Raw genomic sequence first — 25,455 nt, 5'->3', positions numbered from 1 at the left:
TTTGGGATTGGACAGTGCTTGGTGCCGTCACGTAGCCATAATTTACCAAGTCATGGTGTACGCACCGTTGCCTGTGCGCTGGCGCACCCAAACTGTCCGCGACAATACGCCTATTGGATTGGTGAGGATCGAGATTTACACCCATATTTTGACTCAAGTTTTCCAAAGTCGAGCCGATAATAATCACAGGCTGTGCGGAGGCTAAGGTCTCCTCAGGCAGTATCCCAATATTAATTAATGCAGGCGCTGCGATGCTCGTCGTCTGTGGTAAAAGGATTTCTTCATGTCCAACAGTTTAATGAATACTGCGATGAGTGGTCTGAGCGCAGCGCAATATGCCCTGAGCACCGTCAGTAATAACATCACCAATTTCCAAGTGGCTGGTTATAATCGCCAGAATACTATTTTTGCACAAAACGGTGGAACCCTAAGTCCCGCCGGTTTTATTGGTAATGGCGTTGCGGTAACCGGTGTTAACCGTGAATATAACTCCTTTATTACCAACCAATTACGTTCTTCACAAACCCAGAGCAGCGGGTTAACCACCTATTATCAGCAAATTTCGCAAATCGATAATTTGCTCTCTAATTCGTCCAATAACCTCTCCAGCACCATGCAGGATTTTTTCAGTAACTTACAAAATTTGGTGAGTAACTCCGGTGATGATGCGGCACGTAAAACGGTATTGGGCAAGGCTGAAGGGTTGGTTAATCAGTTCCAGAACGCGGATAAATATCTGCGTGATATGGATACCGGCGTAAACCAGAAGATCACCGAAAGCGTTACGCAAATAAATAACTATGCTGACCAAATTGCCAAGTTAAACGATCAAATTACTCGTTTGCGCGGCAGCAGTGGCAGTGAGCCAAATGCGTTACTCGATCAGCGTGACCAACTGGTCACCGAATTGAACCAGATTGTTGGCGTAACAGTGACCCAGCAAGATGGCGATGCTTACAACGTTTCTTTTGCCAACGGTTTGCCATTGGTGCAAGGGCCGGACTCTTATAAAGTTCAAGCAATACCTTCCAGTAGTGATGCCACTCGATTAACCATTGGCTATAAATATGGCAGTGGTGACGTGCTTGAAGTGGACGAAAGCCGCCTAACGACTGGCACCTTGGGCGGGACGCTGAAATTCCGCAGTGAAGCACTCGACAGTGCTCGTAACCAACTGGGCCAATTAGCATTAGTCATGGCGGATAGCTTCAATACTCAGCATAAAGCCGGGTTTGATACCAGTGGTGATCCCGGTACAGATTTCTTCAGCTTTGCACAACCTAATGTACTAAAAAACGCAAGAAATCAGGGTGATGCCAGCTTGACTGTGTCTTATACCGATACTTCAAAAGTCAAAGCCAGTGATTATAGCGTAGAGTTTGATGGAACTGACTGGCAGGTCACGCGCCTGTCGGATAACACCAAAGTGCCCGCTAACCCAGTGAAAGACGGCAGCGGTAACACTACGGGGTTGAGCTTTGATGGTGTCGCCGTCAGTGTTGATAACGGCACTACCGGCGCGCAAGCCAGAGATAAGTTTATCGTCAAAACGGTCTCTAGTGTGGCCGCTAATTTACAGGTCGAGATTACTGACTCAAGTAAAATTGCGGCTGCCGGTACCGCTGATGGTGGCGCGAGTGACAACGTTAATGCACAGGCATTGTTAAGTCTGCAAACCAAAAAACTGGTTGATGGTAAAGCCACTCTGTCTGGTGCTTATGCCGGTTTAGTCAGTAATGTGGGTAACCAAACCAGCACCGCGAAAACCAACAGCACAGCACAAGCCAATATCGTCAAACAATTGACCGCCGAGCAGCAGTCTATTTCCGGTGTGAACCTGGATGAAGAGTACGGCGATTTACAGCGTTTCCAGCAATATTATTTGGCGAATGCCCAGGTCATTCAGACGGCTTCGACGCTGTTTAATGCGTTGCTGAGCCTGCGCGGTTAATTTTTTGTCAGCGGCAGAGAGTACCTGCCGCTACTTATCTTATCTAGCGGTTAGTTAGCATCACTGTTTAGACAGATTGATTGTTGCGATAGGGTTGCGGGCTGAACGATTACTAAAAGGAACTGGCATCATGCGCTTAAGTACCAGCATGCTGTATCAGCAAAATATGCAGGGCGTGACTAACGCCCAGTCACTGTGGATGCAGTCGGGCCAACAACTCTCTTCCGGCAAGCGAGTCGTTAACCCCTCCGATGACCCGATGGCAGCATCTCAAGCGGTGATGGTGTCACAAGCTCAATCGGAAAATAGCCAATATACCTTGGCGCGTAGTTTTGCTCGCCAGAGTTCATCGCTGGAAACCACGGTTCTGGCGCAGGCTACCAGCACTATTCAGTCAATTCAGACATTAGTGATCAGTGCCAAAAGCGACATATTGAGTGACGATGACCGTGCCTCTTATGCGACTCAGTTACAGGGTTTGAAAGACCAACTGGTCAACCAGGCCAACACCACGGATGGCAACGGCCGTTACATCTTTGCTGGCTTTAAAAGTGACAAACCGCCCTTTGCGGTCAGTGCGACCGGTGATGTGACTTATCAGGGGGGCAATGTCGCCATTGAACAGAAAGTCGATGCTAACCGCTCGATTACTGTTGGGCACACCGGCTCCAGTGTCTTTATGGCATTGACCAGTAATGCGAAACCCGAACCTAATGATGCCGGTGGTAACCCGGTTGCGTCAGAAAGCAATATTTTCAATACCATTGATACCGTACTCAAGTCGCTGAAAGTCCCGTTACAAGGGGCGACTGATGCGGTTAAAGATCAAGCCACTGCCGATATGGATAAAGGTATCCGTGGGATGTCCAACTCATTGAATAATGTGTTGTCGGTTCAAGCCGAAATCGGTACCCAACTGCAAGAGTTAGACAACCTGGATAGTTTGGGCAGTGATCGTAGTTTGATTAATAAACAGCGTTTGAGTGATTTGCAGGATGTGGATTGGACTGCTGCTATCTCTTCCTATGTGATGCAACAGGCAGCACTACAGGCCTCTTATACCACATTTACCAATATGCAGGGTTTGTCCCTGTTCCAGCTTAATAAGTAATCCGTCTTCTGCCTGTGGGCTTACCCCACAGGTCCCCTATTAAGTGTACTTAAACCGGGTGCACTTTTTGGTATGTCATCTTCTTCCACTAAGGTTTGGGGTGACATACCTTTTTTTTTGTTACCAGTCAACTTTGTTCTATCACTCAAGTCGTTGCTATCACTCCCGTCCCAAGCTGGAAAACTTAGCTCGCCATTCCGCTCAATACGCCTGCTAACCGGTCAAATACCTCACCGAACAGGTGCTCTGCAAAGGGGGGCAGCAATGGCATTATCAGCCCGATTGAGATGATCCCGACGGTCAAGGTCAGTGGAAAACCGATAACGAACACCGAAAGCTGTGGGGTCATGCGGTTAAGCATACCTAACGCCATATTCAGGGTTAACAACAGCGTGATCAGCGGTAATGCCAGCATCAACCCATTCATAAAGATTAATGAGCCAGCCTGAGTCAAGGCCAGAAAACCATTACCATTGAGCGGTTCGAACTGAATGGGTAAGGTATGAAAACTGTCGGCCAACAATGAGATTAGCCATAAATGGCCATCAAAAGTGAGGAATAACAGCAGGGCGAGCAAGTTAAGTAACCGGGCTAAAACTGGCATGTTCGGCCCACCTGACGGGTCAAAGAAGGTGGCGAACGATAGCCCCATCTGTAAACCAATTACTTCACCAGCCAGCCGGATAGCGGCAAAAGCAAACTGCATGGTCAAGCCAATAGCGACGCCAATTAACACCTGCTGGGCGGCGACCCAGACAGCACCGGTTGAGACTAAAGGAATGTTGACCGGGGGCAGCGAAGGGGCAATCAGAAAGGTAATTAATAACGCTAAACCAACTTTGACTTTACGGTTGATCTGCTTTTCGCTTAACACTGGCGCGGTGGTGATTAGCGCCAGCACACGAATTAACGGCCAGAAGTACTGGCTGACCCAGACGCTAAGTTGAGTGGTATCGAGGGAAAGCACCGTTAGCCAATCAACGTGGGCAGGCTGGTGAATAAATTACGCATATAATCCAGTATCAGATTTAGCATCCATGGGCCTGCAATCACCATAGTGGTGAACACCGCCAGTATTTTTGGAATGAATGACAATGTCATTTCGTTAATCTGCGTTGCTGCCTGCAACAGACTAACAATCAGGCCACTTATCAGGGCGGCTAATAGCAAGGGGGCGGCTAGTGCAAGCGCAATTTTCATTGCCTCAACGCCGAGGGCCATTACCGATTCAGGAGTCATGATGAGCCTACCTTAGCTATAAAAACTCTGTGCCAGGGAACCCAGTAGTAGCTGCCAACCATCAACCAAGACAAATAGCATCAGTTTGAAGGGCAGTGAGATACTGGCGGGGGGGACCATCATCATCCCCAGGGCCATCAGTACGCTGGCTACCACCAGATCGATAATCAGGAACGGAATAAATACGGTAAAACCGATTTGAAAGGCCGTTTTTAGCTCACTGGTGACATAAGCGGGTAGCAGTATCCGCATCGGGACCACTTCCGGGCCTTCCAATGGTGGCAGATTTGCCAACCGTGCGTACAGGGCAAGATCCGATTCGCGGGTTTGGCGCAACATAAATTCACGCAAGGGTTGCGCGCCTTTATCTATTGCCACTTCCATGCTTATCTTGTCCTGACTGAAAGGCAGATAAGCATCCTGATACACCTTGTCAAATACCGGCGACATAATAAAGAAAGTCAGAAACAGCGCCAGGCCCAACATCACCTGATTGGGTGGTGCCGAGGGGGTGCCCAATGCGTTGCGCAGCAACCCGAGTACAATAATGATACGGGTAAAGCTGGTCATCATCAGTAAGGCGGCGGGCAAGAAACTCAGCGTGGTGATAAAAACCAGCGTTTGCACCGGTAAAGACCAACTCTGTCCACCATTAGCCAAGGGTTGGCTGATGATGCCCGGCAGTTGAGCAAATACCGCCGGAGAGCAGAGTAAGCTCAATAGTAGCAGGGTGGTTTTATTGGTGAGTACCTTCAGAAAACGACGAAGCAGCAACTGATAATTAAAATCAGTGTTGTGCGTAGCGATTGCTACGATATTTGCTGAGGCAGCCACGGGGCGAAGAGACATCATGCCGATTTTCCCGGATGTTTCAATTTTTTGTTAAACAAATGGTTGTTCAGTAGCTGGCGAAAATCGGCCGGTTTCACATTGTCGGACGACGAAGCCGCGGTGGCTTCATCAACCACAGGGCGTGTCAGAGTGTGGAGTTGTGTTACCTGTTGTGCGGTTACGCCTAACACTAACCAGGTATTGTCGACTTCAACAATGACCACCCGTTCGCGCTGACCTACCTGACAACTGGCCTTCACATTCAATAATTTGTTGTTACGGGCCTGTGGGGCAAAACCTAAACGCCGCACCAGCCAGGCACCACATAAAATCAGCAGTAAAATACCCCCTAGCACGCTGCCAACCTGAGTTAACACCGATCCTGCGGGCATGGCGGGTGCTGCCTGCTGCGCCGTAGTACCGGGGTGGCTGGCCGCAAAGCCAGTAACGGGGGTTTGCGGGGTGGGCACTGCGACATCGGCTGTAGGGGCGTGTGTCACCACCGCAATGGCAGCATCCGCTGGCGCAGTCACCTGTGTCGTAACAACGGGTGCTGTAACCGTGGACGTGGCAGTATCAACTTGCGCTACGGTCATTAGCGGCTCAGACGGCGCATACGTTCTGACGGGGTAATGATGTCAGTGATACGTACGCCGTATTTATCAGCGACCACCACGACTTCACCCTGCGCAATTAGATAGCCGTTAATCAAAATATCCAATGGCTCACCGGCCAGGCCATCAAGGGAGACCACCGAGCCTTGAGACAAGCGCAGTAACTCTTTGATAGTCATTTTGGTGCGGCCTAACTCAACGGTCAGCTTTACCGGGATATCCAGAATTAAATCGATATCCTGTAGGTTACCCATCGCATCCGGTGCTTCCAGTGATTTAAATACGCCCTCGGTGGTGGCCGTTGGTTTATCCGCTGCCTGCTGCTCATTAAACGCATCAGCCCACAGATCGTCCACGGATTCCTTTCCATCGTCAGACGGAAGCTTAGGGTCACTCATTGGGCTGTTCCTCATTCAGAGCATTCAAAATAGGGTTAATCAAATGTTCAACACGTAGGGCATATTGCCCGTTTAATGTCCCGTACTGACTGGTCAGTACCGGTACGCCGTCGACATGCGCAATCAGTCGATCCGGTTTATCTATGGGTAATACATCCCCCGGTTGCAGCTTGAGTATCTGCGACAGTCTCAGCGGGATATCGACAAAATTAGCCACCAGCTCCAGCTCGGAGTGTTGCACTTGCTTCACCAGCGTCTCACGCCAATGGCTATCTTCCTGACGGGAATTTTCCAACGGTGGATTGGTTAGCAGCTCACGCAACGGCTCAATCATGGCGAAGGGAATACAGATATTAAACTCACCACTCAGCGCCCCGATCTCCACATGGAAAGGGGTGGTGACCACGATATCGTTGGGGGAGGTGGTGATATTGGTGAATTTCACCTGTATTTCAGAACGGACATATTCCACATCAATTTTATAGATAGGTGCCCAGGCATCACGATAGGCATCCAGCGCCAGCCGTAACATGCGGTTAATCACACGTTGTTCGGTGTGAGTAAACTCGCGACCTTCTACTTTGGTTGGGAAACGACCATCACCACCAAATAAGTTATCAACCGCAATAAAAACCAGACTCGGGGCAAAAACGAATAGCGCGGTACCACGTAGCGGTTTGAGATGAATCAGGTTGAGATTGGTTGGTACTGGCAGATTACGGGCAAAATCGTGATATGGCTGAATTTTGATCGGGCCGACAGTGATATCAGGGCTGCGGCGTAATAGGTTAAACAGCCCCATGCGGAACTGACGGGCAAAACGTTCATTGATGATCTCCAGCGCTTGCAGGCGTTCACGCACCACACGTCGCTGGGTCGTCGGATCGTAAGGTTTAACGTCTGTTTCATTACCGGTAACCGCAACTGGCTCATCGCCACCGCTGTCACCGTTTAACAGTGCGTCAATCTCTGCTTGTGAAAGAATGCTATCGCCCATAATGATTATCGCAATATAAATGCGGTAAACAGCACATCGCTGACTACCTGATTAGGTTGGCCTTTAACCATTGGCGGGCTAAGTACGTTTTTAATTTCACCCACTAAACGTTGTTTGCCTTCTTCATTCGACAAGCTATCGGCGGACTGACGAGACAGTAGCAACAGCAAGCGGCTACGAACTTCCGGCAGATAGTCGTTGAGTTTTGCACGGGTGGCATCGTCAGGCAGTCTTAACGTTAATCCGATATAAAGCACACGGTCCAGATTGTTATCTGGCGTGATCAGATTGACCGTAAAGGTCTCAAGCGGCATAAACACCGGAATAACCGGAACGGCTTTCGCAGTGGTAGGTTTACTCTTATGGAGTACCCACCAGCTATAACCGCCACCTGCAGATGCTGCCACAGCAATCAGCACTAGCAGGATCACCCAGATCGAACTCTTACGCTTGGCCGGGAAGTTATTATCAGACATGGAGAAGACAAATTCCTGTTTCGGTATCAAACCGGTGAATCACGACAATAACCTGGGGTATATCATTGGTGGGTAGCACAAACAAACCGCTGACCACCGACAAATAAGCCCACGCTATCCGAATTATTACTGATGATTATCCCGCGTATCCATAATGCCAATAGGCAGAATAGATGGGGAAAAACGGCCTAACTTGTCCGTTTGTCACCTTTTGCTGAAACTAACAGCAACTTTAGGCGAAAATATCAACACCACCATTGCCATTAGCCAATGACTGCAAGGCCGCTGGTGTCACCAACGGTGTGCTGGTCGGGGCATCAGTGGATGCGGTGCTACCGTATGCAGGTTGGCCGCGTGAGGCGAAACCTTGCTGGTTTTGTTGGCTCTGCTGTTGCGCCTGCTGCCACTGTCCTTCACTGCCGACGCTGCTTTGGCCCAACTGGATACCACTTTCAGCCAATGCCGAGCGTAAACTTGGCATCGCCGCTTCAATGGCGGCCCGAACCTGGCTGTGTGCTGAAGCAAAGTGCAATTGGGCCTGGTTATCTTCCATTTTCAGGCTGATTTGCAATGCGCCTAATTCTTGTGGATGTAGCCGCAGTTCGGCATTTTGCTGGCCGTTACGGCTAAACATCACCACTTGTTGCCCCAGTGATTGCTGCCATTCTTGGCTACCCAACTGAGCGCTTAAATGACCACTGACTGGCACGCTAACCGGGCCACTGGCTGCCGCTGGCAGAACAGGGCTGGAAACCGGGGGGAGTGATGGTGTCACGGTGGCTGAACTCACTGCTATTTTATCCACAGCGGCTGTGGCAATAGTTTTGTCAGCCTGTACTGCTACAGGAACGGCTTTCGCACTGAGGTTGCTATCTGCATCCTGTGCTGCTGTTAGGCGCACTAATTTATCTTGGGCTGTGGTGGTTTTAGCCTTACCGGGGGTGGCCGGTAGCAGTGCGTTGTTGGTGGCATTGTCGCTTTTCGCATTGCCGACAGTGCTGCCGATCAATGCCGCCAGACCTTTATCTTGTGAGGTTAGACTGGTCAGCGTGGCTAAGTCCTGCTTAGTACTGGTTTTGCCACTTGTCAGGCCATTGCTGTCGGTTAGCAACGGTTTTTGCCCGTTGCTGGCGGTGCCCAGCGTGGTGGCAACTTGGTGAGGTAACATGGCTAATAACGACTGTAACGCACTGACGTCGACTTGCTCAGTCGTTTTATCCAGTTTGCCGTTATCATCTAACGTGGTTTTCTTCACATTATTGGCTTCCCCAGTCTGCCCTGCATGGGTCAGGCCGGCTGGCAGTGTGGCACTGATATCACCTAAGGCGGCCAATAACTGATTCAATTTACTGTTACCGCCGATTGATTTTCCACCGTCTACATCGGCAGTGATATCAGTGGTCGCCGCCAGCGATGATTTCAATGTCGAGGCATCCAGGGCAGTCAGCTCTTTACCCAGTTGGTCGCCCAATAATTTGGCAAAATCAGCCGGCAGCCCAGCATCAGTAAATAACGCAGCAATCGATGAAGAGGATGATGCGCCCTCAGTTTCACTGGCAGTTGCAGTGGCAGGCAATAGGGACAGATTCATGAATTAAGACTCCTTTGTGAGGCGCGCTGTGCGAACTCATCCATCAATTTTTGATCCAAACGGCTTTCTTGCAGACGCAGGGTAGTTTCAGCCCGCTCATTCAAGGTTTCAAATGCATTTAACCGTTGCTGCTTTTCTTGCCAATGCTTAACTGCCTGTTCAACTTTGACATTCCACTGAGCCAATTGATGGCGATGTTGGTCAATGGCTTGTTCCAGAGTTTGAATAAATTGCTGATAGTTTTGCCAACTGGAAGAGGCCATCCCGTTACTTAGCGTGTCATTCAACCGCACCCGGTATTCATCCTGATAAGTTAGCAACATCGTGAGTTGCTGCTCAGCATTCTGATATGACAGGCGAACCTGACCCAGTTGCGTACTTGCCTGTTCGACGGCCTTTTGGGCCAGATCGCGCAGGGTGATGAGAGGTGACTGACTTTTCATCGTATTCCTTATACCCTTCGTACTTGATGCTGCAGGGTTGTTGGCTACGTTCACTTACCAAAATCACTTAACTGTTTAATTTGGCTTTATCCACTTACCGCTTACCTGCAACGCCAATTTCTGTGGATAGGCGACAGGGGCTGTGGTTTGAGTCACTGGCTATCAACCCGGAAATAAACTCTTCAAATGCTGACATGCATCTTCGTAACTGCTGCGTTCAAACATGCCTTGCTGTAAGAAGATTTCCATTTGCGGGTAAAGGACGATGGCCTTATCCAGTAGCGGATCACTACCGGCGGCATAGGCACCCACACTGACCAAATCACGGTTACGCTGATAACTGGCAAGGAGCTGTTTAAACTGGCGAACTTGACTGTAATGGTTCTCATCGATCAGCGATGTCATGGCACGGCTGATCGATGCTTCAATATCAATGGCCGGATAATGGCCGGATTCAGCCAAACGGCGTGATAACACCACATGCCCATCGAGAATGGCGCGTGCTGAGTCGGCAATCGGGTCTTGCTGGTCATCACCTTCGGTTAATACGGTATAAAATGCAGTAATCGAGCCACCTCCGGTGACACCATTACCCGCACGTTCCACCAGCGCCGGTAATTTGGCAAATACGGAGGGCGGATAACCTTTCGTTGCCGGTGGTTCGCCGATAGCCAGTGCAATTTCACGTTGCGCCATGGCATAGCGGGTCAGGGAATCCATAATCAGCAATACGTGCTGGCCACGGTCACGGAAATCCTCTGCAATGCGAGTTGCATAAGCAGCACCTTGCATACGCAGTAATGGCGACACGTCGGCAGGGGCAGCTATTACTACCGAACGGGCACGGCCTTCCGGCCCCAAAATATTCTCGATAAAGTCTTTTACTTCACGGCCACGTTCACCAATCAGACCCACCACAATCACATCTGCTTGGGTATAGCGCGCCATCATGCCAAGTAGCACACTTTTACCCACCCCCGAACCGGCGAACAGGCCCATACGCTGCCCTCGACCCACGGTGAGTAGGGCATTAATCGTTCTCACCCCCACATCCAGAACCTGCTCAATCGCGGTACGTTGCAGCGGGTTAATCGGCGGGGTGATCAATGGGGCGCGATAACTGGTTTCAGGTGCGGGTAGGCCATCAAGGGGTTTGGCACTGCCATCTAATACCCTGCCTAAAAGTTCCGGGCCGAGCGGCAGTTGTTTACTGGCTGAAGCACCGCCAGTGGTCACGCGAGCATAAACTCTGGCTCCTGGCACAATGCCTTCGACTTCTTCCAGCGGCATCAGAAACAGGCGTTGGCCGTTAAAACCGACCACTTCACTTTCAACTTCCTGCACTGTGCCGTTATCGTGGCGTTCAATCAGGCAAGTTGCGCCCAATGGCAGTTGTAACCCTGTGGCTTCCAGGACTAAACCGGTGGCGCGAGTCAACCGTCCGTAGCGGCGGATAGTGGTTGACTGACTGATGCGCTCTTCGAATTTATCTAAAGAGGCGAGCCAACGGCCAAGGCGCGCGGTCATCATAATTCTCCCGGCGCAGCCAGGCGGCATAACTCATGCCAGCGGGTAGCCAAGCTGGCATCCAGATCACCCTCTTCAGCACTGACTTTGCAGCCACCCGGATGAATTTGACTATCACCCAGCAAGCGCCAGCCATGCAGGCTTAAGGTGCTGCCTAAGCGTTGCTCGACGACAGCCAGATCATTAGGATTAACCCGTAATTGTGGCTTACCGGTAAACATGGGTTCCTGCTGGATCAGTTGCTGTATTTGGGCCAATAACGCTGTGCCATCGCAGATTGCGGGTTGGCCCAGAATTTGTTTGGCGGCGGCCAAGGCCATTTGCATCAACCGTGAGGCAATCACGCTGTCGAGTGCATCGAGGGTACTTTGGAAGTCGTTTACCATCAGTTGCCAGTGGGCGGTCATCGGGTCCAATTGCTTTTGAGCATCGGCCAGTGCTTGCTGATGACCTTCCTCCAGACCTGTCTGGTAGCCTTTATCCAACCCTTCTTGTAACCCTTTGGCGAATCCTTGTTGGCGGCCCAGTTTCTCAGCTTCGAGTTGCAGATTGGCTAATGTTTGTTGCTCATTAACCGTGGTTGATTCGCTATCGCTACCCGTATCCGGTTCATCAGTAAACAGCATACTGAGATCCGGCGCTGCCGCTGCCGGCGTGGTATCTGATGTACTGGCAAAGTCGTTGAGTGACCAAGGTTGCCAGGGCAGGGCATTTATCCTGTCAGACATAGATATCCTCGCCACCGCCAATGACTACCTCGCCGCTTTCCGCCAGACGACGGACGATAAGCAAGATGGCTTTCTGTTCGTTTTCCACCAGTGACATACGTACCGGCCCACGGGTTGCCAGATCGTCACGCAAGATTTCTGCTGCACGCAATGACATGTTGCTGAGGAAACGTTCGCGCAATGCTTGGTCGGCGCCTTTCAGAGCGATCAATAGTGATTCGTTGTCGATCTCTTGCAGTAAACGCTGAATGCTGCGGTCGTCGACACTGACCAAATTCTCGAACAGGAACATTTCGTCGATAATTTTTTGAGCCAATTCGCCGTCGTATTCGCGCACCGCGTCCATGACCGTCTCTTCCTGCTGTGTTTTCATCAGGTTGATAATCTCGGCCGCTGTGCGGATCCCGCCCATTTTGCTGCGTTTGAGGTTCTGGCCATCGAGCAGGTTGTTCAATACTTCAGTCAATTCAGCCAAGGCGGCTGGCTGGACACCACCAAAGGTGGCGATACGTAACATCACATCGTTGCGCAGGCGCTCGTCGAACAGCGCCAGAATATCGGCGGCCTGAGCGCGTTTCAGGTGGACCAGGATGGTGGCGATAATCTGCGGATGTTCGTCGCGGATCAGGTCGGCCGCCATCTGCGGTTCCATAAAGTTGAGGGTTTCCATCCCGCTGGTCGTTTCGCGTGACTCCAGAATATCTTCCAACAAGCTGGATGCGCGCTCTTCCCCCAAGGCTTTTATCAGCACACTGCGCAGGTAATCACTGGCGTTCACGCTCAGTGCGGCATATTGTTCAGCATCGTCTTCAAATTCAGCCAATACATCAATCAGTTGCTGGTGAGAAACCTGACGCATACTGGCCATGGTGGTACTGAGTTGCTGCACTTCGCGCGAGGAGAGGTGTTTAAACACCTCGGCGGCGTGGTCTTCACCCAGAGTCATCAGCATGATGGCGCTTTTTTCAGTTCCGGTCAGGCTCATTGGTCATTACTCATCCATTGACGGATAACCAGCGCAACAACACGTGGGTCTTTATCCGCAAGTTCGCGTATACGCTGGGCCTGAACTTCAGCACTCACCCGCTGCTGATTTTTCTTACGCAAGGCCAGCTCTTCTTTACTCTGTTTCGCATTTTCAGACGCTACCGCAGTCTGGACAATGTTATTGATTGATGCCGCAGCTTTATCAGCAACTTGTTTCTTGGCCATCATAGGGCGCACTAATTTGCGCCATAAGATCCAAGCCACCAGCAAGATAAGCAGATAACGGCCAGCGTTTAACATCTGATCAAAGAACGACTGCTGCTGCCAGAATGGCAGTGTGTTACCGCTAGCATCGTCAGTGGCGCTAAATGGCGTATTCACCACATTTAATGTATCGCCACGATCAGTCGAGAAGCCCATCGCTTCGCGCGTCAGGGATTCCACTTGCGCCAATTGATCTTTCGTCAGCGCAACTGGCTTGCCCGCCTTATCACTGCCGTAATTAACGACAACGGCAACAGAGAGGCGCTGCACCATGCCAGCTTGTTGCTGGGTATGGCGGATTGTGCGGTCAACTTCAAAGTTAGTGGTTTGGTCATGGCGGCTATTGCTTGATGTCGCTGTCGATTTAGCGGCGGTGGTGGTGGCCGGGCGATTCGCCGCGTTGGCATTGTTCGCTGTGGCACCAGCAGCACCAGCAGCAGGCGTCGCTTGTGGGGTTTCAATGGGTGCGACCGGTGTGGCAGATGGCTGATTGGATAATGCTCCCGGTACACCGCCGACATTGGTTCCCCCCAGTTGTTCACTGGTACTAACTTGCTGTGAGCGGACCGCGCCTTTATCGGCAGCCTGGTTAGGCTTGTACTCTTCATCGGTCTGTTCACGGCTGGCAAAATCAACTTGTGCCGTGACCTGCGCATGCACATTACCGTTACCAACCATCGGGGCGAGTATGGTTTCAATACGGCGTTGGAAGCGGTTTTCAACTTCGTTAGTAAATTTGAGTTGTGCGGCGTTTAAATCACGACCCGCACTGTCTGATTGCGTCAACAAACGGCCGGTCTGGTCAACGACAGTCACGTTACCCGGTGGTAAACCGGCCACACTGCTGGAAACCATGTACACAATGGCGTTAATTTGCCCGTCATCAAGGGCGCGGCCTGGTTGCAACGCGAGTGTTACAGATGCGGTTGGGGATTTTTGTTCGCGGACAAAAAGTGAGGGTTTCGGCATTGCCAAATGAACACGGACATTCATCACTGGCCCAAGGGTGCTGATAGTTCTGGACAGCTCACCTTCCAATGCCCGTTGATAGTTAACTTGTTCACTGAACTGGCTGATGCCAAATTTTTCCTGGTCCAGCAGTTCAAAACCTACCGCACCACCTTTCGGTAAGCCTTGTTGTGCCAGACGCAGACGGGTTTCATGCACCTTATCTGCCGGGATCAACAACGCGCCACCATTATCAGCGAAGCGGTAAGGGATATTCAGTTGTGTCAGTTGCGTAACGATATCACCACCGTCACGATCATTCAGGTTGCTATAAAGGACGCGATAATCCGGGCTTTTAGCCCATAACATCAGCGCGACAATAATAGCGACGGCCGCAGCCGCAGCAATCAGCAATGGAATTTTTGGATTCGCGCGTAGGCGTGCCAGTGTTGTCGTAAAAACATTTTCACGATTTTCACCGCCAGTTATCGAGGCATTCATACACGTCCTTGGCCAAGCTGAACAACGTTTGAGTTAGTATTTTTTATGTAAAAAATGTGTCGAAACAAAACAGACTCCCAAGTGCTGTGAGCGATAAAGCATCAATAGCTGATCTCCCCTTTTATGGGCATGCCATTATTTGCTGTAAGTGATGAATTCGATGGCTCAATAAGCCGGTATTTTTGTATCTAATTAGCGGCTTTAGTCCAAAAATGATGTGTTAGGGTGTCATCCTGAAAATAGTGATACGTGGCGAGTGGCGAATAACCGCATTAGCGTACTCACTTTCCATGTTGTTATTTGACTCACTACGTCGTCTGAGGATGAGCATGTCTGTTCAAGGTATTGAAGGGGTTTTACAGCAGTTGCAGGTCACTGCGTTGCAGGCATCAGGTTCGGCAAAAATGTTGCCAGCAGAGGCCGGTTTTGCCAGTGAGTTGAAAGCGGCCATCGGCAAAATCAGTGAAAACCAGCAGCATGCCCGCACTCAGGCGCAGAATTTTGAATTGGGTGTCCCCGGTGTTGGCCTAAATGATGTGATGGTAGATATGCAAAAGTCATCAGTATCTTTACAACTGGGCATTCAGGTTCGTAATAAGTTGGTTGCGGCTTATCAGGATGTGATGAATATGGGGGTGTAAGGCGGCTTATACCGTCTCATGTGACAGTGCCCATAGATAGAGGGATGCGGTTGTTCCATAGGGTGTGTAACGGCGGCGGTAGCGTTCAAAACGTTCTCGTGGCAGCGTTTTATGACCATATAAATTCATCATGCCGCGCCGGATGGCTAGATCTCCCCAACTGACAACATCGGGTCGGGCAAGTGAGGAGATCAATAACATCTCTGCGGTCCAGATGCCGACACCGTTGAGGTTTGATAACTGCGCAATAACGTCGTTATCGGGCAGCAGGGATATAGCAGATAAATCCAGCGAGCCATTAAGTGCAGCATCCGCAGCGCCTTTAATATATCCCGCTTTCTTCATTGTCATACCGCATCCTTGAATCGCCTCTACAGAGGCAGCGGCAACAGTTATTGGCGTCACGGCGCCCAGTAATGTGAGCAGCCGTGCGTTGACTGTTAGTGCCGCCTTGACCGAAATCTGTTGGTCGACGATATTTCTGATCAATGCAGCAAATAAATCAGGGGATAGCGGGCGAGTTATCATCCCTAATCGCTCGATGGCTGCCGCCATCTTTTTATCGCGCCGTTTGAGATGGTTAATTTCTGTTTCACCGTAACGATAGAACATGCCAGATCCCCTGTTATATAGCTGAGAAAATGTACGACTGAACAGCATAACGTTAATTCTTGATGTGGCACACTCTGTTTGTTGCTGATGTTTTTTGCAATACCATTCAGATAAATAACGTGCCTTGCGGCTACGCTGTCTGCGCCAATGATATATCCTGGTGACCAATTCGTTGCAATAATACAGGTATATCAATTGGATCAATTTTATCTGCTTGCAGATGAACAACGGCATATTCATGCCAGATACCTGATTGCAGGAACAAGATGAACAGTTCGCGATCCAGGTGATTTTCATTCACCATATTGACCATGATATTGAGTGCTTCAGATAATAATTTCCCCGGTTTATAAGGGCGGTCGGCGGCTGTCAGGGCTTCAAATACATCGGCTATAGCCATCATCCTCACCGGAATACTCATTTGTTTATAGGTGAGCTGATAGGGGTATCCTTTGCCGTCCATGCGCTCATGATGCCCACCGGCAATAACCGGGACATTCGCCATGGTGCGCGGGAAAGGAAGTTTATTTAACATCACTATGGTCTGCATAATGTGCTCATTTATTTTATAGCGGTCCTCGTCGGTTAGCGTGCCACGACGGATACTGAGGTTATAAATTTCACCTCGGTTATAGAGGAACGCGGGTTCCTGTACTTTAAAGTCATAATATTCTGGGTGTTTATTTTTATTATCGCGGTAAATAATATGTTCTTCTTTGTCCGCCAGCATCGGTTCTTGTACTGGCAGTGGAGTAGCGGGTTGTCTGGCTTTGCGTTCTCGCTCTTCATGGGAGATACCCGCATTATCATCTAAGGTGCGAGTCCAACGGTAACCGGCGATTTGCTGAATACGCGCAATGGCTTCATCAGACATAAACTCGCCACCGACATTGCAGTTGGCAATAAAGTAAAAATCTTCATCTAATTGGTGCAATTCATCAGCTAACAACCGTTGATCGGCTTCACTGGCGCTCACCGCACCATATTGGCGTAAGAAAGCGATTTCTTTCTCACGTTTTAATACTTCAAACCGCATGCGTATTTCGTGGATGCGATCATAAATCAGCTCCAATTTTGTTGATTTATCGACCACAAACTCTGGCGTGGTAATTTTGCCACAGTCATGTAGCCAGCAGGCTGTATGTAACTCTTCCCACTCATTTTCTGATAACGTAAAGTTGGCGAAAGGCCCCTCTTTACTATTGACTGCGGCACGGGCGAGCATTTTGGTTATTTCAGGCACCCGCTGGCAGTGTCCACCGGTATAGGCACTTTTGGCATCGATGGCTCCAGCAATAAGCTCAATAAAGGCGTTGAGCAGGTTTTTCTGCTCTTGCAATAATCGCTGTGTTTCTACTGAAACAGATAAACTGCCCACGAGGGCATTAACCAATTGAATTTTTGAGCGTTCACGTTCAGCATTCAGCTCATAAGGATTAAATAGCAGCAGGAATCCGAGCAATTGATCATCATGTGTTTTCATGGGTACGGCAATAAAACGCAGCGGCAGATAAGGCTGTAGAAAATCATGTAGTTGGCTGAAAAAATTATCTTTATTGAGTGTTCCTACAATGGTTTTCCCTTCGAGTACGGGTAGGAAGGTAGCGAGATTATCTTCTTTGATCTGTAATGAAGACATTTCTGCTACCGGGATATTTTCACCATCCCAGCGAAATGCCGTCGGTGTAAAGGTTCCCTCATCTTTATCTGACAAGAAAATAATCCCACCAGTCATGGCTGCAATGTCCGTGGTTTCATTTAGTAGCCCTTGCATTTGACGGGAGAAATTACTTTCTGCTGTCAGCATATTGCCCATCGAAATAAACTGCTTCAGTGTTGACTTCATTTTTGACATCGATTTGTGGAGCTCATCAACTTCCTCAATAATGGAGTGTTCTAATGCGCGCTCTTCAAAATAGAGGTTACTGATGGAATCAGCGTCTTGGCGTAGACGAATAAGGGGCTTGGATATTTTTCGGGAGAAATACCACACTAATGGCAAACTGAGCATTAACAGGATAAATGCGATAAAGGTTGAGTGATTACGGATAGAATTTGCATCGGCTGTCAGATAGCTTGCCGGTGTGGCAATAATCAACTGATAGGTATTACCGTTGCTATTAATCTCAACAACTGAGCCGAACCAATGCTGATTTTGTGCTTCAAACATGATACTACGATTAGTATTGTTTGCTGGTAACTTGCTGCCCGCCTGGTTGTTTTTTTGAGCATTGAGCAAAGCTTGCAATACAGGGATTTGCCGATCTGGATTGGTGCTATCTGCCACCTTATTTTTAGGTTTCGGCAGGCTAGCGATAACTTCACCCTGAGTGTTAGTAATAATGGCCTGGCTACCGGGTGGCAGATTTTGTTTTATTAAAAATTGCGAAAGTGAGGCCAAAGAAACATCCAATCCAATGATTGCTTGTTTATTCTCAGCCTGACGGCTATAAGTAAAACCGACTTCTCCGGTGCCTTTAAAAATATAAATAGGGGAGGTAATCAGAGTAGGACTTGCGGCGGCCAGAATAAACCAATCTCTGTGCCGTGGGTCGTAGCTATCATTGTCTCGTGGCATAACAGCGATGACCTGCTGCTGCTTATTCAAATAAATAAAACGTTTCTCCGGTAAACTATCGAGAAAACGATTACTTTGAACCACCCATTTGGCATCTTCAGGGGCATGGAATAATGCCCTGTTAGCATCCGTCAAACGCCGTAACATAAAGAAATCACCGTTAGCATAAGCACTATAGACGGCACTGGCATAACTATTCTGATTCAGAATTTCAATAAATTTACCGACAAAGGCCATTCGCTGTTCAAGGGTCGCCAATTCGGTGATTTGCATGCTTGCCAGAATATTAACCGACATGATCATTGGCCGCGTTACGGCATCCAATTCTGCAGCAATTGCCTCACCGGTTTTTTGATACTGACGATTAGTGCTGATTTCAGTCAATTTAGTCAGTTGGCTATGACCGAAAATAATAATGACGGTGCCTATTGAGACGATCAGCAAGGTAAAGAGCGCTGCAATTTGAATATGTAAAGGATAGCGGTTTTTTAGCCCGAACAGATTACTTAGCATCGTAGCCATCCCGGAAGTTTATTATTTAATTACTTATAATCATAGAATGCACTGACATAATCAGCATATTCTCCTCTTTTGGGGTGTATTTACCATAACAGTATGATTTTAAATAATTTACTTTAACTTTCATCAGGATTTTGGATGAAAAAACTAATCACAGTCAGAAAAAAATAGTTTTAACGTGCAGAATATCTAAAAGCAGTATTTAGCAGTCCAGTTTTAGACTGTCAAAAGGACTTGGATGGGTTTGAATGGGATGCTACGGTTTTTACTGACAGGTGTTAAAAAAGCTATATCGGAAATTATCAAAATGATCATCTCAAAAAGGGTTATATTGAACCTAAATCAGGCGTATGAAGGCCTAAATAGCGATGATAGCTTTCAGGTGGTGGGTCAATATCTGCTGCATGTAAGCGATGATGCCCACGGATGGCGGTAGGAGCAAAGCCAAAACGTTTGCGGAAACGTTCAGCAAAACGTGATGCACTTTCGTAACCCACCTGGCTGGCGATTAATGAAATTGGCCAATCAGTACCTTGCAATAAACGCAATGCACTGGTCATGCGAACATCAATCATCAAATCACGTAATAATATTTTTTCGGCGGCTAACTTACGCCGTAATACAACTTCACTCATCGCCATATGGTCTGCCACCTCTGATGCCGACCATATTTTGTGCGGGTCAACCGCTAGGCAACGGCGCACTCGCTCACTTAACGAGTCACTTTCATTTAATATGAATTTAACGCCACGCTGAGCCAACCAAAGCAACAATTCAAGCATACGGTGCCTGACGATAGTCGGTGGAATATCACCGGTATCAGATATTGCTTTAAATGTATTGCTAAAAGTATTAATGAATTCAGGTGCCAAATTACGCACGGGCATAACGCCGGTAACATACCCAAGACCAGCCGATGCTGGATGACTGGCAAAGGTTGCAATCAAGCGAGGATCACAGCGAAGTTGGTGGCTAAAAAATAGCCCGTCGTCAGATAAACCATTAATTACATCAACTGTTTGGCCACTGCTCACCGCAACTATTTCACCGGCTTGAATAATACATTCCTGATTATCCCAGCGAATGATCTTGTGTCCACGATTAACCATAATGAGCAAGGGGTGCTCAATATAGACTGAGGTGAGTAGTAGCTCTGTGTGTTGAATAACATGTGCCGAGCTACCCACACCGGGGCAAAAATTAATTGTACGTTCCATCGATATTCATTTCACAATTTTAGCCTGAGAATATCTTTACGCTTTGAGTGGCAGAGTAGCAACTCATTTTAATAGAAAATTTACAGTAACTGGCTATTTTAGCGAAAAAGATTAATGGTGAGAATAATAGCCAGCTCGATATGAGTGATTGTTACTGTCAATATAATCCCATGTTAAAAACAATGACAATAAAAATTAATTGGCATGTTAATAATTGCAGTGACATGTAATTGCTTTACAACAAAAGGTGTAATCGTTTTCGGCAACTGGCCGCTACTGTGTTTCACCCAGCAGCAATGCATGATCAGGGAATTGACCATAAGTATTATTAACAGCTTGCTGCCGGGTTGATTGCCCGACTAATTCACTGAGTGCATCCAGGCGTAACTGTAATAGACGTTTAATTTCTATTTCATTTTCCAATATAGCTCTCAATTTCTCACGTAACAGCTCTTGCAACACCTGAGATGAGCATGAGGATATAGTGACATTTGCCGTGCTTTCTACCGCTTTAAGGTAAGTCATTTCGAGATCAACCAGCGCATCCCAATTCCCCTCAATGGCTAATGCAAGCATTTGCTCACTGAGTGTCAGGATTTGTTGATATTCGGACAAAAGGTGCTGGTGACGTTCCATTAAATGGGGTCCTAATCAGGTTGATAATTGGGGCCGATCTGCCGCCAGGCGTCTGCAATATTTTCGAGCAAAGCAGACACTTCATTAATTGCCTGTTCGTCATTATGCAAATTGGCATGCAGCAAGCGCCGCGACATATAGTCATATAAAGCTGACAAATTCTGTGCCAGCTCACCGCCTTTTTCCATATCCAGTCCTGCACTCAGCCCATTATCAATAATATTAATGGCTTTTGACAACGCAGCACCTTTGGCCGGAATATCTCCCTGACTCATCAAGATGCGAGCACGAACCAGGGCGCTTTGCGCCCCGTCGAAGAGCATCACGATCAATTGATGAGGGCTGGCACTCATTACACCACTTTCGATCCCTACGGTTGCGTAAGCTTGAACCCCTGATCGGCTGTACATGCTCTATCCTTTTGAAGAGAATTGTTGAGTTAAGAAATTGCCGGTATTGGTTAATGAACTCACCAATTTGTCCAACTGGGTAAATTGTGCCTTATAGCGTTCAATAGTAGCATTAATGCTATCAGTGGTTGAGGTAACCTGTTTTTCTAATGATTTTAAGGTCTTGTTGATACCATCAGTGGCTGTTTTTAATGAGCCTTTGGTGGAATCTAATGCAGTATTTAGCAGGTTATCCATCTGGGTGGCGAAACCGGTGGTTTTACCGTCACCGACAAAAAATGTGGTTACACTATTAGGTTGGTCAGTCAACGCCTTATCAAGCTTTTTGGAGTCGATGACTAATTTTCCAGAAAGATCTTGAGTAATACCCATGGCAGCCAGAGTTTTTACATCTCCTCCCTGCGCTGAGGCCAATTGACTTTTTAGCTGTGTCTGAATACTACGTAAGGTCCCATCGCCAACCAACGCGCCATTACTGGTTGATTGATCCTTACCCGGTTCAACCGCAGTATATTTGGTTAAAGAAGCAAACGTGGTTTGTAATGAATTATAAGCATCGACAAATGATTGAATCGCCGCTTTGGTTGCGGAAGAGTCACGCGTAATTGTCAGTTGCTCAGGTTCATCTTTTTTGGTTAAGGCTTTCAGGCTGAGTGTAACGCCTTGCGGTGCATCAGTAATGGTATTGCTTTGGCGGGTAATGGATACGCCATTTACTGTTAGTGTTGCATCTTCAGCTTTTACTTTTTGCGTTAAAGCGCCACTACCACCGGTAGTGCTTGGTGTGTAGTTCAAAAAGTTGTTTAAGGTATCATCACCAGAAACACTGACTGTCATTTCAGACTTAGTCCCTGTTTCCTTGGAGGTTAATGCGAGGTAGTAAGTATCATCATCCGCTTTCATGATACTGGCGCTGACACTACCTTCTTGTTTATTAATCGCATCGCGAATACCGGTCAACGAGGTCTGCTCACTGGTCAGTTTTACTTCCAGTGGTTTTGTTTGACCGGGTTGAGTGATAGTAATTGTCCGGCTGTCGTTACTATTACCCAGTTTATCTGTGGCATTCGGCACATCAGAAGAGAGTAATGATTGCGCTTTAGCCAGATTAGTCACTTCAACCGTATAATTTCCTGCTGTAGCACCACTACTGGTAGTGGCAGCGAAAGCGGTATTGGTGCTGTTAACAGATGTCGAGGCTAGGGTATCGGCTTTTTTTAGTGCTGCAGATGCCGTTTCGACTTTAGCCAGGGCACTTTGTAATACACCATAGGCAGTAAGCTTGCCTTTATAACTGGTCTGCTGGTTGGTTAGCGGAGTTAAGCGGGTTTGTTCCCCGGCACTTAATTTATCCAGTAAAGTGCCTAGCTCTAAATTTGAACCGATACCCAGAGAACTGATACTTGCCATGTCTAATCCTTAATATTCAAGTGTCGTTACAGGGTTATCGGCCAGAGAATTGAAAAGTTTACACATAAAATGGAATTTATGATGGCTGGAATAACGGGGGATAACAGGGCGCTATTTGCCCTATTGAATAGAGTGATAATTAAAGAAGAGAGAGAAAATAATTTTACCTAAATTTAAAATTATTTCACAGAATGGCTAAAGGTTCCTTAAAGAGCGCCGATACAAGTTGTGACGGTGATGAAGCCGTGGGCAGTAAGCCCAAACCATAACCCAACAGCATTTAAGGAATAACATTATGGCGGTAATTAACACTAACATTCTGTCTCTGACGACTCAGAACAACATGAACAAATCCCAGTCAGCTTTAGGTTCCGCCATTGAGCGTTTGTCCTCTGGTCAACGTATCAACAGTGCGAAAGACGATGCTGCGGGTCAGGCAATCGCTAACCGTTTCACTTCTAACATCAAAGGTCTGACTCAGGCTTCCCGTAACGCAAACGACGGTATCTCTCTGGCACAAACCACTGAAGGTGCGTTGGGCGAAATCAACAACAACTTGCAACGTGTGCGTGAGTTGAGTGTTCAGGCTGCTACCGGTTCTAACTCATCTTCTGACCTGAAATCAATCCAGGACGAAATTAAACAACGTCTGGACGAAATCGACCGTGTATCTGACCAAACTCAGTTCAACGGCGTGAAAGTTCTGGCTGGCAACAGTAGCATGAAAGTTCAGGTTGGCGCTAACGATGGCGAAACTATCAGCATCAATCTGGAAAAAATCGACTCAAAAAGTTTGGGTCTGCAAGGCTTCAACGTTGATGGTGCAAAACAAGCCTCTGTTGATGATCTGACTTCTCAGTTCAAAGCTACTGGGACTAACAACTTTGATGTCGGCGGTGTTGCATATAAAACTGATATCAACAGCGGTGCAGTGACTAAAGCCGGTGTAGCACAATATATTGATGCGGGTACCGGTGCATTCTCCGGCACTGCGACTGCTGCTAACACAGCATCAACTGTTTACACAACTACAGCAACCGCTGGCGCAGAAGCTACTTCTGTTGCCTCTGCCTCTCTTGGTAAAGCTGTTGGTGATAAATTCACTGCTCAAGGCATGGAATTTACCGTTAAGACTGCTTCTGATGCAAATGGTAACGGTGTTTTCAGTGCAACAGTTGACGGTAAAAGTGTTGATTTCACCACTACTGCCAGTACTACGGCTGCTGCTGCCGATGCGAAAATCGCAACCTCTAGCGCATTGTACACTTCTGTTGTTGGCGGTGGTTTAACCACTAAAACGGCTGAAACCAACCGTGCTGCAACCTTAGCTGATCTGGATTTACAAGGTGCTACCAAAACTGGCAGTACTTTGACTGTTAACGGTACTGCATACACCGCTAACGCCAAAGGTGATGAAATCACTAATGGTGCTGGCAAAGTAATGTACATGTCACGTACTGCTAACGGCAACACCACCCTGATCAATGAAGATGCTGCTGCATCTCAGAAATCAACTGATAACCAACTGGCGACTGTTGATAAAGCGCTGGCACAAGTTGATGCGCTGCGTAGTGGTCTGGGTGCGGTACAAAACCGTTTTGACTCAGCTATCACCAACTTGGGTAACACCATCAATAACCTGACTTCAGCTCGTAGCCGTATCCAGGATGCTGATTACTCTACTGAAGTTTCTAACATGAGCCGTGCTCAAATCCTGCAACAAGCAGGGACTTCAGTATTGGCACAAGCAAACCAAGTACCACAAACTGTGCTGTCTCTGCTGCGTTAATTCGCCAGAAAGACCACATTATGTCAACCCCGCTGCGGCGGGGTTTTTATATTACTCACTGGAAATAGAAAAGAGCGCTCTTTCCAGTGGGAATAAGTTTAACCCGGCGCTAATGGCTTATTTTTAGCGGTTTTAATCTCTATTTATCGCTCTGTTTTTTCAATGACGGCAATAGGTTAACGGTAAAACTAATGGGCATAAGCCAAATAGCCGCCCTTTTATAGGCCTATTCAAGCGATTGTCTGGCTGACCTGACAGGATAATGGTACGACTCTCTTACCCTTAGGTGCCTGTCTAGTGAGCGATCTGTATACCGCCGAAGGCGTGATGGACAAAAATTCCCTCTGGCAACGCTATGTTCCTTTGGTGCGCCATGAGGCACTGCGTTTGCAGGTTCGCCTGCCGGCCAGCGTGGAGTTGGATGATTTGTTGCAGGCCGGAGGTATTGGTCTGCTGAATGCTGTCGAGCGTTATGACGCTTTGCAAGGGACTGCGTTTACCACTTATGCGGTACAGCGTATACGGGGTGCCATGCTAGATGAACTGCGTAGCCGAGATTGGGCTCCACGCAGTGTGCGGCGTAATGCACGTGAAGTTGCCAGTGCCATGCAAAAGGTTGAACAACGGGTGGGGCGCCCTGCAACTGAGCAGGAAGTCGCGCAAATTCTTGATATTGATTTGGCGGAATACCGCCAGATTTTGTTGGATACCAACAATAGCCAGCTTTTCTCCTATGACGAATGGCGGGAAGAGCATGGCGAAAGTGTCGAACCCTTGCTGGAAGGGCATGAGGATGCCAACCCATTGCAACATTTGTTGGAAGGAAATCTGCGTCAACGCGTGATTGAAGCGATCGAGGCATTGCCGGAGCGTGAAAAGATGGTGCTGACGTTGTATTACCAGGAAGAGCTGAACCTGAAAGAAATCGGAGCCGTGCTTGAAGTCGGGGAATCCCGTGTCAGTCAGCTTCATAGCCAGGCGATAAAACGCTTACGCGCCCGCTTGAATAACGACTCTTAATTCACTTCCGCTCACTG

At 48.2% G+C, this 25,455-nt stretch carries 24 protein-coding genes; 5 read left to right on the top strand and 19 right to left on the bottom strand.

Translation table 11 applies throughout. The features are described 5' to 3' along the window. Positions 1–283 precede the first annotated feature (283 nt). Positions 284–1,951, top strand: a complete 1,668-nt coding sequence (flgK, locus tag A6J67_RS16900) for a flagellar hook-associated protein FlgK (protein ID WP_042569589.1) — start codon at positions 284–286, stop codon at positions 1,949–1,951. A 130-nt stretch (positions 1,952–2,081) separates the two neighbouring features. Beyond that, on the top strand, positions 2,082–3,062 hold the full coding sequence (gene flgL / locus A6J67_RS16895; protein ID WP_050089625.1) for a flagellar hook-associated protein FlgL: 981 nt from the start codon (positions 2,082–2,084) through the stop codon (positions 3,060–3,062). Positions 3,063–3,246: 184 nt separating this feature from the next. Here the strand turns inward: flgL and fliR are convergent, their stop codons facing one another. The 13 genes from fliR to fliF form a co-directional block, all read right to left on the bottom strand. After that, a complete protein-coding gene (gene fliR, locus A6J67_RS16890; protein WP_005189358.1) occupies positions 3,247–4,029 on the bottom strand; it encodes a flagellar biosynthetic protein FliR in 783 nt (260 codons plus the stop codon). 2 nt (positions 4,030–4,031) lie between these two features. Next, the gene (fliQ, locus tag A6J67_RS16885) at positions 4,032–4,301 is read right to left on the bottom strand and encodes a flagellar biosynthesis protein FliQ (RefSeq protein WP_004700941.1); all 270 of its coding nucleotides are present in this window, start codon (positions 4,299–4,301) and stop codon (positions 4,032–4,034) included. Between the two features lie 12 nt (positions 4,302–4,313). Beyond that, positions 4,314–5,153: a flagellar type III secretion system pore protein FliP gene (gene fliP / locus A6J67_RS16880; protein WP_226967851.1), complete on the bottom strand. Its 840-nt coding sequence runs from the start codon at positions 5,151–5,153 to the stop codon at positions 4,314–4,316. Next, positions 5,150–5,728 carry a flagellar biosynthetic protein FliO gene (gene fliO, locus A6J67_RS16875; RefSeq protein ID WP_005189360.1) on the bottom strand — a complete coding sequence of 193 codons (579 nt, stop codon included), beginning with the start codon at positions 5,726–5,728 and terminating at the stop codon, positions 5,150–5,152. The genes fliP and fliO overlap by 4 nt, the downstream gene beginning before the upstream one ends. Then, on the bottom strand, positions 5,728–6,144 hold the full coding sequence (gene fliN, locus A6J67_RS16870; protein WP_032907154.1) for a flagellar motor switch protein FliN: 417 nt from the start codon (positions 6,142–6,144) through the stop codon (positions 5,728–5,730). Before fliN ends, fliO begins: the two co-directional genes overlap by 1 nt. Then, positions 6,137–7,141 carry a flagellar motor switch protein FliM gene (fliM, locus tag A6J67_RS16865; protein WP_005189361.1) on the bottom strand — a complete coding sequence of 335 codons (1,005 nt, stop codon included), beginning with the start codon at positions 7,139–7,141 and terminating at the stop codon, positions 6,137–6,139. Before fliM ends, fliN begins: the two co-directional genes overlap by 8 nt. A 5-nt stretch (positions 7,142–7,146) precedes the next feature. After that, the gene (fliL, locus tag A6J67_RS16860) at positions 7,147–7,617 is read right to left on the bottom strand and encodes a flagellar basal body-associated protein FliL (RefSeq protein WP_005189362.1); all 471 of its coding nucleotides are present in this window, start codon (positions 7,615–7,617) and stop codon (positions 7,147–7,149) included. A 232-nt stretch (positions 7,618–7,849) separates the two neighbouring features. After that, on the bottom strand, positions 7,850–9,208 hold the full coding sequence (locus tag A6J67_RS16855) for a flagellar hook-length control protein FliK (protein ID WP_050072825.1): 1,359 nt from the start codon (positions 9,206–9,208) through the stop codon (positions 7,850–7,852). Next, positions 9,205–9,651, bottom strand: coding sequence for a flagellar export protein FliJ (fliJ, locus tag A6J67_RS16850; RefSeq protein ID WP_005189365.1), 447 nt, complete (start codon positions 9,649–9,651; stop codon positions 9,205–9,207). The genes A6J67_RS16855 and fliJ overlap by 4 nt, the downstream gene beginning before the upstream one ends. 162 nt (positions 9,652–9,813) lie before the next feature. Then, on the bottom strand, positions 9,814–11,178 hold the full coding sequence (fliI, locus tag A6J67_RS16845; RefSeq protein WP_080608299.1) for a flagellar protein export ATPase FliI: 1,365 nt from the start codon (positions 11,176–11,178) through the stop codon (positions 9,814–9,816). Continuing rightward, entirely contained in the window at positions 11,178–11,906 is a 729-nt protein-coding gene (fliH, locus tag A6J67_RS16840; RefSeq protein ID WP_032907157.1) for a flagellar assembly protein FliH, read from the bottom strand. The genes fliI and fliH overlap by 1 nt, the downstream gene beginning before the upstream one ends. After that, positions 11,899–12,891, bottom strand: coding sequence for a flagellar motor switch protein FliG (gene fliG, locus A6J67_RS16835; RefSeq protein WP_032907159.1), 993 nt, complete (start codon positions 12,889–12,891; stop codon positions 11,899–11,901). The genes fliH and fliG overlap by 8 nt, the downstream gene beginning before the upstream one ends. Then, the gene (gene fliF / locus A6J67_RS16830; protein WP_005189372.1) at positions 12,888–14,606 is read right to left on the bottom strand and encodes a flagellar basal-body MS-ring/collar protein FliF; all 1,719 of its coding nucleotides are present in this window, start codon (positions 14,604–14,606) and stop codon (positions 12,888–12,890) included. Before fliF ends, fliG begins: the two co-directional genes overlap by 4 nt. Before the next feature lie 329 nt (positions 14,607–14,935). Between fliF and fliE the strand changes: the two genes are divergently transcribed. Then, positions 14,936–15,247: a flagellar hook-basal body complex protein FliE gene (gene fliE, locus A6J67_RS16825; RefSeq protein WP_005189374.1), complete on the top strand. Its 312-nt coding sequence runs from the start codon at positions 14,936–14,938 to the stop codon at positions 15,245–15,247. Between the two features lie 6 nt (positions 15,248–15,253). Here fliE and A6J67_RS16820 read toward each other — a convergent pair whose 3' ends face one another. The 6 genes from A6J67_RS16820 to fliD form a co-directional block, all read right to left on the bottom strand. After that, positions 15,254–15,859, bottom strand: a complete 606-nt coding sequence (locus A6J67_RS16820; RefSeq protein WP_042569598.1) for a DNA-3-methyladenine glycosylase family protein — start codon at positions 15,857–15,859, stop codon at positions 15,254–15,256. 130 nt (positions 15,860–15,989) lie between these two features. Then, complete coding sequence (locus tag A6J67_RS16815) at positions 15,990–18,950, bottom strand: HD domain-containing phosphohydrolase (RefSeq protein WP_005189378.1); 2,961 nt, start codon at positions 18,948–18,950, stop codon at positions 15,990–15,992. A 332-nt stretch (positions 18,951–19,282) separates the two neighbouring features. Beyond that, entirely contained in the window at positions 19,283–20,173 is an 891-nt protein-coding gene (locus tag A6J67_RS16810) for a helix-turn-helix transcriptional regulator (protein WP_005189381.1), read from the bottom strand. A 273-nt stretch (positions 20,174–20,446) separates the two neighbouring features. After that, the gene (gene fliT, locus A6J67_RS16805) at positions 20,447–20,809 is read right to left on the bottom strand and encodes a flagella biosynthesis regulatory protein FliT (protein ID WP_005189383.1); all 363 of its coding nucleotides are present in this window, start codon (positions 20,807–20,809) and stop codon (positions 20,447–20,449) included. An 11-nt stretch (positions 20,810–20,820) separates the two neighbouring features. After that, positions 20,821–21,219 (bottom strand): flagellar export chaperone FliS, encoded by a 399-nt coding sequence (gene fliS / locus A6J67_RS16800; protein ID WP_032907161.1) that lies wholly within the window; start codon positions 21,217–21,219, stop codon positions 20,821–20,823. Between the two features lie 3 nt (positions 21,220–21,222). Continuing rightward, positions 21,223–22,629: a flagellar filament capping protein FliD gene (gene fliD, locus A6J67_RS16795; RefSeq protein ID WP_005189388.1), complete on the bottom strand. Its 1,407-nt coding sequence runs from the start codon at positions 22,627–22,629 to the stop codon at positions 21,223–21,225. Between the two features lie 292 nt (positions 22,630–22,921). Between fliD and A6J67_RS16790 the strand changes: the two genes are divergently transcribed. Then, positions 22,922–24,418 carry a flagellin gene (locus A6J67_RS16790; RefSeq protein WP_105165847.1) on the top strand — a complete coding sequence of 499 codons (1,497 nt, stop codon included), beginning with the start codon at positions 22,922–22,924 and terminating at the stop codon, positions 24,416–24,418. A 297-nt stretch (positions 24,419–24,715) separates the two neighbouring features. After that, the gene (locus A6J67_RS16785) at positions 24,716–25,438 is read left to right on the top strand and encodes an RNA polymerase sigma factor FliA (RefSeq protein WP_005189394.1); all 723 of its coding nucleotides are present in this window, start codon (positions 24,716–24,718) and stop codon (positions 25,436–25,438) included. Positions 25,439–25,455 lie beyond the last annotated feature (17 nt).

The organism is Yersinia sp. FDAARGOS_228 (genome assembly GCF_002073315.2).
In the GTDB taxonomy this organism is placed as follows: domain Bacteria; phylum Pseudomonadota; class Gammaproteobacteria; order Enterobacterales; family Enterobacteriaceae; genus Yersinia; species Yersinia intermedia.
Note: the sequence above shows the minus strand (reverse complement) of the source record. Positions and strands in the feature narration are given on the sequence as shown.